The 12,798-nt window shown below is 66.5% G+C and carries 7 protein-coding genes; 3 read left to right on the top strand and 4 right to left on the bottom strand.

From position 1 onward, the window contains the following. Positions 1-47 precede the first annotated feature (47 nt). The 4 genes from FCU40_RS00155 to FCU40_RS00140 form a co-directional block, all read right to left on the bottom strand. Positions 48-680: a 4'-phosphopantetheinyl transferase superfamily protein gene (locus FCU40_RS00155; protein WP_168072049.1), complete on the bottom strand. Its 633-nt coding sequence runs from the start codon at positions 678-680 to the stop codon at positions 48-50. Beyond that, a complete protein-coding gene (locus FCU40_RS00150) occupies positions 677-4,696 on the bottom strand; it encodes a Pls/PosA family non-ribosomal peptide synthetase (protein ID WP_168072047.1) in 4,020 nt (1,339 codons plus the stop codon). The genes FCU40_RS00155 and FCU40_RS00150 overlap by 4 nt, the downstream gene beginning before the upstream one ends. A 144-nt stretch (positions 4,697-4,840) precedes the next feature. After that, the gene (locus tag FCU40_RS00145; protein WP_168072045.1) at positions 4,841-5,824 is read right to left on the bottom strand and encodes a hypothetical protein; all 984 of its coding nucleotides are present in this window, start codon (positions 5,822-5,824) and stop codon (positions 4,841-4,843) included. Then, positions 5,821-7,005, bottom strand: coding sequence for a glycosyltransferase (locus FCU40_RS00140; protein WP_168072043.1), 1,185 nt, complete (start codon positions 7,003-7,005; stop codon positions 5,821-5,823). The genes FCU40_RS00145 and FCU40_RS00140 overlap by 4 nt, the downstream gene beginning before the upstream one ends. Before the next feature lie 200 nt (positions 7,006-7,205). Between FCU40_RS00140 and FCU40_RS00135 the strand changes: the two genes are divergently transcribed. From FCU40_RS00135 to FCU40_RS00125, 3 genes are all read left to right on the top strand, one after another. Next, positions 7,206-8,471, top strand: a complete 1,266-nt coding sequence (locus tag FCU40_RS00135; RefSeq protein WP_168072041.1) for a glycosyltransferase family 1 protein — start codon at positions 7,206-7,208, stop codon at positions 8,469-8,471. A gap of 54 nt (positions 8,472-8,525) precedes the next feature. Continuing rightward, entirely contained in the window at positions 8,526-9,725 is a 1,200-nt protein-coding gene (locus FCU40_RS00130) for an LptF/LptG family permease (RefSeq protein ID WP_168072039.1), read from the top strand. A 236-nt stretch (positions 9,726-9,961) separates the two neighbouring features. Further along, positions 9,962-12,793, top strand: a complete 2,832-nt coding sequence (locus tag FCU40_RS00125; RefSeq protein ID WP_168072037.1) for a TonB-dependent receptor — start codon at positions 9,962-9,964, stop codon at positions 12,791-12,793. The last annotated feature ends 5 nt before the right edge of the window (positions 12,794-12,798 follow it).

Here is a 12,798-nt window from a genome sequence, read left to right as displayed (position 1 = left end):
AGCTGAAGCCGGTTCCCACTTTCAGCCTCACGCTCTGGGCGGTCGTGCTATCTGTCGTCGGACATCGCCAGAGCCGCCACCGCGTTCGCCGCGCGCACCGTCAGGCAGCGGGCGGCGTGCTCCGCGCAGCGCGTGATCAGCGCGTCGCCTTCCGGGGTGGTGGCGATCTGGCCGGCCTCGTAGAGACTGGCCCGGCCGGTGCGCTTGGCGTGCGCCTCCTTGGCCGTCCAAAGTTCAAGAGCCAGGGGTGGCCGGCCAGCGATCCGCCGTCGCTCCTCGGGCGTGAAGGCGTCATCGGGGGGCGGATCCTGATCGAGGCGCTCGACATCGACGCCGACGGGCTGGCGCGCCACGGCGATGGCGAGGAAGGGCCAGCGGCCGCCCAGACTGACGTGCCAGCCCTCGGGCCCGACGATCACCGGCGCGCCGAGCGGCGAGCGGCCGATCTCGACCTCGTCCGGGTGACGTCCGGCCAAGGCGGCGACCAAACCCTTCACGAGCCGCCGCCGCGCCAGCCGCGACGCGCCGTCGGCCCGTCCGGCGAAGTCGGCATAGTCGGCCGAGGTCAGAGTGGTCCGCCCCATCACGGCCTCGGCTTCGGGACTTCCCAGCGACGTCAGCCACGCCAGGGGAAGCTCCGCAGCCGGCGAGAGGTCGAGCGGGCCGACGATCCAGCTCACCGCGCGGCGATACGCGCGGGCGAGCCTTCCCACGACGTGCCGGCGGGCAGGGTCTCGCCTTTCATCACCACCGACAGGTCGCCTAGCACCGCGTCTTCGGCCAGTTCGGCGTCGTAGAGCACGATGGCGTAGGATCCGATCGTGGCCCGGTCACGGATCGTGACGCCGCTGACCTTCATGACCCGGTCCTCAAAGAGGTGGGTCTGCAGGCCGCCGAGATCATTGATCGCCACGTCGTCGCCGATTTCGACCAGGTCGTGCTCGGTGATGTCGGTCGTATCGAGATAGCAGCGCTTGCCGATCTTACAGCCCAGCAGTCTTAGGTAGACGGCTAGCCAGGGCGTGCCGCGCAGAGGCTCGAGCAGATTGGGGCCGGCGAGGTTTTCGTAGGTGGCGGTGACCAGTTCCGTCCGCCACACGAAGGTGCTCCAAAGCGGCTGTATGGTCGACTTGTATCGGCCCATGACCAGCCATTTCAGCACCGCCACGAACAGACCCGCGCCCAAGGCGAAGCCCATGTAGAGGAATGGGAAGCTTAGCGCCATCAGCCAGCCGCCATAAGGCAGATCATCGATCGTGCTGACGGTCGAGAGCAGCATGGCGAACAACGCCAGGAACACCGTCAGCGACAGGATCACGCGAACGAACTCGATCGAGAGCCGCGTGGCGACCAGACGCTTGGAGGGGTTGAAACGCGCGCCCTCGTCGAACAGTCCCACCACTTGCCGGCTGGGCAGGGACAGCGGTGGCGAGCCGAACCAGGTGCCGCCGGGCTGGCTGGCCTCGCCGTGTTCGGGCGGCTTCGACAGCACCCCGATCAGCACCTCGTCGCCGATCGTCGCGCCGGTGGGCAGCAGGGCGGAATTGCCGATGAAGCTGCGTCGGCCAATCCGAGTGTGCTCCAGCCGGATGGCGCCGGGCTCGACGCGCGCGGCGCCGAACTGCACGGCGTCGGCGATGAAGCTCTCGGGACCGATCTCGACGAGGTCCGGCACGATCTTGGCGGCGGTCGAGATTTCGGCCCGCCGGCCAACCTTCACGCCAAGCGCCCGGTACCAGGGCAGGACGTACAGCGTGGCGTAGATCGGGTGCAGCAGTCGCAACGCGAGGTCGTTGATCTGCTGCACGAACCAGAAGCGTACATAGAAGAACGAATTCAGGCTGTAGCGTCCGGGCTTCACCTTGCCCATCAGCACGTGCTTGGCGAACACCGTCAGCAAGCACATCATCACCACATAGGTGATGGCCAACAGCGGCGTGATGAGCAGATAGCCATAGCCATCGGTCTGCCATTCCATCTCGATCATCAAGACGAGCCCCGGCGCGATCGGCAGGATGGCCATCAGCGGCAGCAACGCGGCGCCGACCAGCAAGGCCAGACTGGTCAGGATCCCGCGCAGAGGCGTCTCGGGCGGCGCCGCGCGCAGCTCCGCCTTGCGACCGGTGGGTTGGGCGGGTGAGCCGTCCCAGACCTCGCCGGCCGGCGCGTGCTGACCGGCGCCGAGCGCCGAAAGGTCTTCCAGCACCGCGCCTTCGCCCAGAGAAGCGCCGCGACCGACCACGGCCATCGAGCCGACGAAGGCCCGAGGCGCGATGGTCACCGGACCCAGGTGCAGCAGGCCGCGCTCGACCGCGCTGGTCGCCAGCAGAGCGTCGTCGCTAAGGATCGAGCCCTCGCCCAAGGTGACCAGGTCCGCCGCGTCGATGTTGCCTTGGCCGATGAACGCGCCCTTGCCGATCTTGGCGCCGAGAAGGCGGTAATAGACGCGGATCATCGGCGTCCCGGCCATGTACGGCGTGGCGATGACCTCCGAGAACCGCCGCACGAACCACCAGCGGAAATAGTACGCGCCCCATAGGGGATAGCTGCCCGCCCGGTAGCGGCCGATGACCAGCCACTTGACGGCGATGGAGGCCGCCACGGCGAGGGGCGGGATGAAGATGAAGCTGAGACCGCTCAGCAACAGGGCGCTGACCTTCGACATGTCGCCCGACAGGTGCGTGTAGGTCAGATAGGGGAAGAACCACTGCAGCCCGGCCACCGCATAGATCGGGATCAGGGCCAGGGTCTGGGCGACGTAGCAGGTCCAGCGCTTCCAATCGGCGATGCGATGGAAGTCCTGGGCCTCGTGACGCTTGCCGACGGGACGGTCGCCCAAGCGAGCGGCCAAGCCTCTGATGGTGGGCGCGGCGTACAGGTCCTGGATCGAAACGCCCTCCAGGCCCGGCAGCTTGCGGATGGCCGAGACCAGGCGCGCGGCCTTCAGCGAGTGACCGCCCAGGTCCTCGAAGAAATCCTCCAGCACCGAGACCTTGCGCGGGGCGAAGGCCTCGGCCCACACCGCGTGCAGGGTTTCTTCCATAGGCGTGGCGGGCGGCTCGATCTCGCCCTCGGTCTGAACCTCGCCTTGCGGTCGGACCAGCGCCTTGCGGTCCACCTTGCCCGAGGCGGGCAGGGTGGGCAGGGCGTCCAGCTGTTGATAGACCGCCGGGCGCATGTAGTTGGGCAGGCGTTCGCGAACGCGAGCGCGGATGGGTTCCAAATCGATCCCCGCGCCGCCGCGTCCGACCACGAAGGCGGCCAGCACCTCGCTGCCGTCCTCGTCCTGGAAGAGGTGTGCCACGGCCTGGGCCACGGCCGGATCCTCGGCGATGACCGACTCGATCTCGCCCAGTTCGACGCGGAAGCCGCGGATCTTCACCTGGGTGTCGATACGACCCAGGAACTCGATGTCGCCGACCGCGTCCAGCCGGACCAGGTCGCCAGAGCGATAGATCCGGGCGGGGGCGCCATCGGGCGTGTTGAACGGCGTGGTGACGAACTTGGCCTCGGTCAGGTCGGGGCGGCCGACATAACCCCTCCCAACGCCGGGACCGCCGATGACCAGCTCGCCCTCGGCGCCAGCCGGGACCGGCCAAAGGGATTCATCGACGATCCACGCGGAATAGCCCGGCAGCGGCCGGCCGATCGTCACGCGTTGACCCGGTTGCAGTTCGGTCCAGGTGGCCGTGACGGTGGTTTCGGTGGGGCCATAGGTATTGAGCAGGCGCAGGCCCGGCTTGGCCCATCGGGCGACCAGGTCCGGCGGACAGGCCTCGCCGCCCAGATTGAGCAAGCGCAGGCCGGGCATCTCGTGCTCGACCAGCGACAGCAGCGACGGCACCACGTGCCAGACCGTGACGCCCGCCTCGGCCAGCGGTCCGGCCATGTCCGGCCCCGCCTTGGCCAGGGTTTCAGAGGCCACCAGCAGGGTCGCCCCGACAAAGAAGGCGCTCCACATGGTCTCGACCGACATGTCGAAGGCCAGGCTGAAGCCGCCGAACACCCGGTCCTCCGGCTCCATCGCCAGGATGGCGCATTCCGAACGCACCAGATGGCAGGCGTTGGCGTGGGTGATCATCACGCCCTTGGGGCGCCCGGTCGTGCCGGAGGTATAGATGATATACGCGAGGTCGTCGGGCTGCGCGCCGGTGTGTTCGCGGGTGATCAAGGAGGGGACCTGAGCGGCGAGTTCGCCCAGTTCCTCATCGACCACCAGCGTGGCGATCGGCATGGCGCCGGCGCGTTCGCGCTCGGTCACCACCAGTCGCGCCCCGCTATCCTCGATGATGTAGTCGATCCGGTCCTGCGGATACGACCAGTCAACGGGCACGTAGCAGCCGCCGACCCAGAGGATGCCCAGGATGGCCATGTACTGGTCCAGGCCGCGCGGCAGGCAGATGACCACGCGATCGCCTCGGGTCACGCCCAGCGCCGTCAGATGATGGGCGAACTGCAGCGCGCGGCTGTGCAACTCGTCATAGCTGATCTCGGTGCGGCGCGCGCGATCGGGTTCGGGGTCCAGGATCCGCAGCGCGGTGCGCGTGGGCGTGCGGCGGTAGGCGGCCTCGAAGATCTCGTGCAGCAGTTCGTCGCGCGCATAGGGCTCGCCTTCACGCACCGGAGCGGTCGGCGCTATCGGCGCGAACACGCCGCCATCGACCCGAGCGTCCGCCGGCGAAAGATCATCGGCCATCCATACCTCGTCGTTCCCACCGTGTCCGGCGACGCCGGATTCGGTTCGTATGTTTCCTCCCGAGTTTGGCGTCCCCGGGGAGAGGCGTCCACCACGCGAGAAGGTCGTCCTGAACGCCGTGAAGGCGCGCGCCGCGCATCGGTGTCACGGGGCGCTAGTTCCGGTAGAGCCCGGCCGCGCGGCGTCGCGGTCGGCGGGAGTCCGCAGGCCTCGGACAAGGTCGAATATTCCAAGGCCCACGATGACGGTCAGGTGCATGAATAGGGTCACGAGGGCCAGGGCGGCCAGCAATTCGGCCACGGAAGAATGCGCGCCGAGCACCAGCAGCATCAGGTTCCCGAACACCAGGTCCTTGTTCGACAAGAAAGGGATGCGTGAGACCAGATAGCGCACGGCCAGCAGCACAAGCCAGACGCCAGGCGCGACCTGCGGCAACGACATCCGCCAGACCAGGACGGTGAGAGAAAGCGCGGCGATCAGTCGCACCGTATGGATGGCGGCGGTAAAGGCCAACTGCTTGGGGCGCAGCGAGAAGACTCGGCTTCCGAACGCCAGCAGGCCGACCGAAGCGGCGACGGGAACCAGGCCAGACCAGAGCGCGGGCCCGAGACGCTGGGCCAGATCGAGGGTCTTGAGCTGCGTCGCGCTGATCGCCGCGAGGCCCACGGTGAAGAGGTTGCCGAGCAGCGCCGACAGGATGTTCACGTCCTTGATGGCGCGGAATGGCGTGGCGACCGAGCCAGCCATCCGGCGGGCCCAGACATAAAGGTAGGCCTCGCCGCTATAGCCCACGACCACCTCGTTGATCGCCGTCTTGCGCAGCAGCGCCTCGAAGCCGGCGACCGGGAGGTTCCAGAGTCTGCGATAGATCACCAGGTCGCCCAGGGGCTGGACCAGGTACAGCAGCAGCAGCACCGGCCAGACCGCCAGCGGTAGCCGGAGAATCATCCTGAGCGCGTTCGTGGTCGCCCCGCCCAACTGCAGCAGAATGGCTGCCACCAGCCCCACCGACACAACGGCGCCCAGTACGTTCCACACGCGCGCGTTGCGATTTGTCGTCTCTTCCGGCGAATCGGCCTCCGCCGCGATGTCGGGGGACAAGGGCGCGTCCTTCGGCGGGATGTTCATCGCCTTGTCGCCGTTCCGCGCGGGGCTTGGTCCGCGACGGCCTTATAGTGCGCGAAGAGGTCGGCGAAATGGTCGATGTCGCGCCTAACATGGCTGGCGGCCTCGTTCGCGGCGGCCTTCAAAGATCTCTGGTCCCGCGAGAACAGGCGCCGGATCGCGGCGGCGGCGGCTTCGGCGTCGCCCCAATGATAGATTTCGGAGGTTTGGGGCAGGGCCAGGTGGGCGAAACCGCCACGGTCGGGGCCCACGACGGGCAACCCGCTGGCCATGGCTTCGGCGGGGATCAGGCCGAAGGTCTCGGACTCGCAGCCGTGAACCAAGGCGTCGGCGCTCGCCAGATGGGCGGCCAGCAGGCCTCTGTCGAGAATGGGCGCGAGCAAATGCACGTAAGGCTTTCCAGCGGCGGCGTGACGGACCCGGGAGCGGTCGATGCCGTCCCCTATCAGTACGAAGCCGATTGGAATATCCGCGCCGGCGCGGCTTACCGCCTCGATCACCATGGGCCAGCGCTTTTCCGGGTGGAAGCGCCCGACGCCCAAGACCAGCTTGGCGTCGTCGGGGAGGCCGCAAGCCTTCAAAAGCGCCGAACGCAGGCCCTCGTCCCGCTTTCGCGGTGAGAAGGCGTCGCGATTGATGCCCAGGGGAATGCTGGTCACGCCACGGACGCCCTGCTCCTCGAGACGATCGGCCAGCCAGGGGCCGCCGGTCACGATCGAGTCGAAGCGGTCGGTCGTCTTGCGCATGTAGCGCCAGAACCATCCGAACAGCCAGTCGATCTGCTCGGGACTGGCCACCGGCGCCAGCCAGCGCTGGGGATAGGACGCGACCGGATCGGCGTGCATGAACATCGCGCGGGGCGTGGGCGCGGGCCAGTTGGCGACGATCCAGGCTCCACGCCAGGGCGATGAGGCCTCGACAAGATCGGGCGCCAGGGACGCAAGCCGGTCATGCACCGGCGCCGCGTCCCAAAACATGTGATAGTTCGCGTCGAACGGCAGGCGAGGGGCGCGGATTTGGATCACGCCACCGCCGGGCCGCGCCTCGAATCGGTCTTCCGGCCCGGGCGCGATCACGAACAGTTCGTGGCCCAGCCCCGCGGCGGCTTCGATCTTACGGTCGATATAGGTCCGCACGCCGCCGCCAGTGGGCGAATAGAACTCGGCGACATCGACTACCCGCATTGCATTGTCCGGTATGCTTTCCCCAAAAAACGCCGTCGTTTCCACTAAATCAGTACCGTGACGGTGATGCGGCCGAGCGCCTTCATAAAAAATATGGCCTGACCTGCTGTAAATCGCGGTGGTTTCGAAATACGTGCGGCGGCGGGGCAGGCGCGTCGTCGTTGTCAGCGAGGACTGGACGCGCACGTGGAAGGACGATCATGGACATGAAGGCGCTGATGTATACGGATCGCGAGCGCCCGCTGCGGATCGCCCTGTTCTCGGGGAACTACAACTACACGATCGACGGCGCCAACAAATCGCTGAACCGGCTGGTCGGCCACCTTCTGAGGACGCTGGGCGCCGAGGTGCGGGTCTATTCTCCGACGTCGCCGCGTCCCGCCTTCGCGCCCGAGGGCGATCTCGTCTCGGTCCCGTCCGTGAAGATCCCCTTCCGGGCCGATTATCGCCTAGCGCTGGGTTTGCCGCGCTCGGTGCGGCGCGACGTCGAAGCGTTCGCGCCCGACCTGATCCATCTATCCGCGCCGGACTTCCTGGGCGGAGCGGCGCAGCGCCTGGGACGGGACCTTAAGATTCCGGTGGTCGCCAGCCTCCACACGCTGTTCGACACCTATCTGGACTACTACGGCCTGGGCCGGCTGCGGCCGCTGGTGCGTCGCAATCTCTGGAAGTTCTACGGCGGCTGCGACTACGTCCTGGCGCCGACGACCGCGATCGCCGAGGAGCTGAAGGCCCAGAACCTGCCGGCCCAGGTCCGAATCTGGGCGCGGGGCGTAGACCCGGAACTCTTCAACCCGGCGCGCCGCGATGACGCCTGGCGGCTGGCCCAGGGCTTCGACCCCAACCGCCCGGTGATCGTCTTCCTGGGGCGGCTCGTCATGGAAAAGGGCCTTGGGGCCTTCGCCGAGACGATCCAGCGATTGGAAGACGCCGGGCGGGCGCCTCAGGTTCTGGTGATCGGCGATGGTCCGGCCCGCGCCTGGTTCGAGGAAAGGCTGCCTAAGGCGGTCTTCGCGGGCTTCCTATCCGGCGAGACCCTGGCGAAGGCGCTCGCCAGCGGGGATATCTTCCTCAATCCGAGTACGACCGAGACCTTCGGCAACGTGAACCTGGAGGCGATGGCGTCCGGGTTGGCGATGGTGTGCGCCGACGCGCCCAACACCCGGGCCCTGCTGCGCCATGGCCGAAACGCCCTTCTGTGCGCCGACCAGCCCGAGGCCTACGCCGAGGCGCTGTCCCAGCTCCTTCTGGATGGCGAGGAGCGTCGGCGCTTGGCGCTGGAGGCCCTGGAGCGCAGCGCCGCCTACCGCTGGACGGAGATCCTGGACGAGGTCGTCGAGGTCTATGCCGAGGCCCTGGGGCGTTCGTCGAAGGTTTCCGAGCCGTTCGCCCCGGAAGCTCGTCCTCTGGTTCGAAGGCAAGGCGGAGCGGTCGAGCCTCAACCGGCGGGCTTGCCCGTTCTCTAGAGAAAATGCTCTAGACGCCCGACTCCGGAGAGCGCGCTCGCGCGATAGCCATTCATGATCCCGACCACGCTCGACCGTTACCTGCTCAGGCGCGCCCTGACGCCGATGGCGGCCGTTCTCATCAGCACGATGGTGGCGTTCCTGATGGAGCGCCTGATGCGGTCGTTCGACCTGCTGTCCCAGACGTCGGAAGGCTTGCGGTTTCTATCCGAGCTCCTGGTCAACCTCGTTCCGCATTATGTGGGCCTGACCCTGCCTGGCGGCTTCTTCATCGGCCTCTTTGTCGTCGTCAACGGACTGAACCGCAGCTCCGAAATCGACGCGATCCTGGCCAGCGGCGTATCGTTGGGGCGGTTCGCCGCGCCTTTCGTCGGCCTGGGCGTGCTGCTGATGTTCCTCAGCGTGCTGCTGTTCGGGTTTATTCAGCCCTATAGCCGTTATGCCTATCACGCCGTGCTCCACGCGGTTCAGAACGCGGGATGGAATGGCGACGTGCGACCAAGGGCTCTGCTGTCCGCCGGCCCCGAGGTCTTTCTGACCGCCGACCGAGCCGATCCCAGCGGCAGCCACCTTCAGCACGTCTTCATACGCAAGATCGGTCCCGAGGGCCGCGAGGACCTGCTCTCGGCCGCCGCCGGAGAGCTGCGCAAGAACGCCGACAACATGAGCGTTCGGCTTGAGCTGATCGACGGTCGCCAGGTCAGCACGACCAAGCGCGCCGAGGTCTATGTGCTGAACTTCACCCGCACGGTCGTCGACCTGCCGCTGGCGCCGCCGTCCAAGCCGCTCAAGGAGCGCGGCGGCGAGGTGAGCGAACTCACCCTCGTGGAGCTGGCGCAACAAGGTTTTGGGCGGGCGGAGCCGGCTTTGCCCCGCCAGACCCTGCTGGCCGAACTCTATTCTCGATCGGCGCGCGCGCTGCTGCTGCCCTTCCTGCCGCTTCTCGCCGTGCCGTTCGGCCTCAGCGCCAAGCGCGCGGGGGCGGGGTCGGCGATGTCCACCGGCGGGCTTTTGCTGTTCAGTTTCGAAACCCAGATGGTCCTGGGTCAAGGCCTGTCCTCGGGCGCGCGTCTTCCGGCGCTGTTCACGATCGCCTTGCCGGCCGCGGGCTTCATGGCGGCTTGCGTCGTCACGTTCCTGGTCAGCCGCAAGCGTCCGGGCGAGAACCCGGTGAGCTGGCTGACCGAGCACATCGCCGAGGTGTTCCGCGCGATCGCCAAGGCCCTCAAACCGCGCCGCGCCAAGCCCTCTTAAGACGCTCAAGCGAAAGCTTGACTGGGCGGGAGACGGGAGCGTCAAGGCGCTCCCGCGGCGCTGTGTGCTTTCAAGACAACATCCTACCGGTAATTTGGTCTAGTCCAAACGGGACGGCCTCTCCGCTGGGATCTCCTTCAAAAATTACCGGCCGCGCACATTGAAATGTCACATGGGTGTCGCCGCCGGCTGCTTTAAGCGTTTTGGTCCATACCAGTTGGGGCAGGGGAACCATCATGTCGAAGCGCTATTCCGCTCGAGCCGCGCGCTCGAACCGCAAGAATCTTTTGCTGGCGACCGTCTCGGCGCTGGTGGTGGGCGCCAGCGGGTCGACCGCTTTCGCGCGTCAGGCCCCGAGCCCGGCGGCGGGCGATCAGGTCGATGAAGTCGTCGTCACCGGCTTTCGCAAGTCGCTCAGCGACGCCCGGGCCATCAAGCGCGACTCCATCATCCTGAAGGACGCGATCGTCGCCGAGGACATGGCGAAGTTTCCGGAATTGAACCTGGCCGAGTCGCTGCAGCGCCTGCCGGGCGTGCAGATCACCCGAGAAGCGGGCGAGGGGCGGCGGATCTCGCTGCGCGGTCTGGGTCCGGATTTCGCCCGCGTGCAACTGAACGGCATGGAAGTTCTGGGTAATGTCGACTCGGCTCAGGACAGCCGCGGCCAGCGCTCGCGCGACCGGGCCTTCGACTTCAACATCTTCGCCTCCGAACTGTTCTCGAAGGTCGAGGTCGAAAAGACCTTCGAGGCCGCGCAGAACGAAGGCGGCATGGCCGGCACGGTGGGTCTCTTCACCGGCAAGCCGTTTGACTACAAGACCGGCTCCAAGGGCGCCGTCTCGCTGAAGTTGGGCACCAACCAATACACCAAGGACGCCCAGCCGCGGATCGCCGCTCTGTTCAGCCAGAACTGGGACAACAAGTTCGGCGTCGCGTTCTCGGTCGCCTACGGCAAGCGCGAGACCACCGAGCAGGGGCACAACACGTACAACTACAGCCACCTGTCCAAGAGCGACGTTCAGGGTCTTCTCAACAAGGGCGTCGACATCTCCCACCTGACCGCCGCGCAGCAGGCCCGGTTCATGGCGGGCGACCTCTATTTCGCCGACGGCAACCGTCTGTCGTCCTGGAACGCGAAGCAGGAGCGCCTGGGCCTGACGGGCGCCGTGCAGTGGAAGCCCGTCGACAATCTGCTGCTGACGCTCGACGTGCTGCACGGCGAATTCACCACGCACCGCGACGAACTGCACTTGGCGACCCGTCCGCTGAACGGCCTGGGCTCGACCACGCTGGACGGCGCCAAGGGCTCGCCCTGGCCCGCTCAATTCCAAAACGGCACGGTGCTGAACGACTTCCGCGTCGACCCCAATGGCTACGTCACGATGACCAACGCCAGCAACGTGACCTTCGGCAGCGAGCACCGCCGCGAGCTGAACAAGAACCGCTTCAACCAGGTGGCCCTGACCGGCAAGTGGGACGCCACGGATCGCCTGGTGATCGATGGCCACGTCGGTTACGAGAAGTCGACCTACAGGACGCCGTATGACGACAAGCTCTACATGCGGGCCAAGGGCAATCTGATCGCCGACTACGGCGTCGATGGGCGCTCGGCGACGTTCCAGTATCCGAACTGGGATCCGACCAACCCGGCCAACTACGCGATGGACAACTTCTACTATCGCTCCTTCCGCAACGAGTCGGAGCTGATGGAAGGCGTGGTCAACGCCCACTACACGCTGAACCCGGTGTGGACCCTGCGGGCGGGGGCCGCCTATCACAAGTTCAAGCAGGACGGCATCGACCTGTTCTATGACGGCGGCGCCAACGGCACGACCGGCAAGACGCGCGGCACGTCGGTCGCCGACATCACGACGGTGTTTAGCAACAGCGCCGGCTCGTGGCTGATCGGCGACTACGCCAAGGCCTTCGCCAAGTACAAAGAGTACCACCGCCTCGAGAAGAACACCGACGGAACGGGCGGCGTTATCCAGGACATCGAGAACGTCTACAACACCCAAGAGGCGACCGTTTCGGAGTACATCCAGGCCGATTGGGACACCCAGCTGCTGGGCAAGCGCTTCCGCGGGAATATCGGCCTGCGCGGCTACCAGACCGACACGCGCAGCTCGGGTTGGATCCAGGGCGACAGCTACGCCTACCTCGGTACGACCGACGTCAAGGGCAGCTATTCAGGCGTCCTGCCAGCGCTGAACACCGTGTTGGAACTGACGCCGGAACTGCTGGTGCGCTTCGCCGCCACCGAGAACCTGAACCGTCCGAGCCTGGGATCGATGGCCGCTCGCGGCAGCGCCTTCCAGGGTAATGAGACCTGCAACCTGAATGCCGACGCGGCCCACCAGAACTGCGACATCACCGCCTCGCGCGGCAATCCCAACCTGAAGCCGTTCAAGGACAAGACCCTGGACCTGTCGGTCGAATACTACTTCGGCAAGGTGGGGCTGCTGTCGGCGGGCGTGTTCCAGAAGCGCGTCACCAACTTCATCGGCTCGACGACGCTGACGAATATCCCGTTCAGCCAGACCGGCGTGCCCTACAGCACGATCCCCGGGGCGACCGCGAACACGATCGTCAAGGAATTCTCGATGCCGACCAACGTGGCCGGCACCAAGAAGATCACCGGGGTCGAGCTGGTCGCGCAGAGCCAGTTCACGTTCCTGCCCGCGCCGTTCAACAACCTGGGCATGACGGCGAACTACACCTATGTCGATGTGCCCGACGAGATCACCGGCATCTCGAAGACGAGCTACAACGCGACGCTCTACTACGAGACCGATCGTTGGGGCCTGCGCGGTTCGCTGAGCCACCGCGCGCGTTGGTACACGGGTCGTAGCGCCAACCCCATGAGCGCCGACACGCGCGGCTTCGAGGGCTCGACCTATGTGGACGCCTCGGCCTTCTACAACTTCACCGAGACGCTTCAGTTCTCGCTGAACGCCATCAACCTGACCAACCAGAAGGATACCCAGTTCTGGGGTCAGAACCGCTACCTCTATAACCAGAACCAGAGCGGCACGACTTACATGATGGGTCTCAGCTACAAGTTCTGACACGC

It is taken from the genome of Caulobacter sp. SSI4214 (genome assembly GCF_012184455.1).
Classification (GTDB): domain Bacteria; phylum Pseudomonadota; class Alphaproteobacteria; order Caulobacterales; family Caulobacteraceae; genus Caulobacter; species Caulobacter vibrioides_E.
Note: the sequence above shows the minus strand (reverse complement) of the source record. Positions and strands in the feature narration are given on the sequence as shown.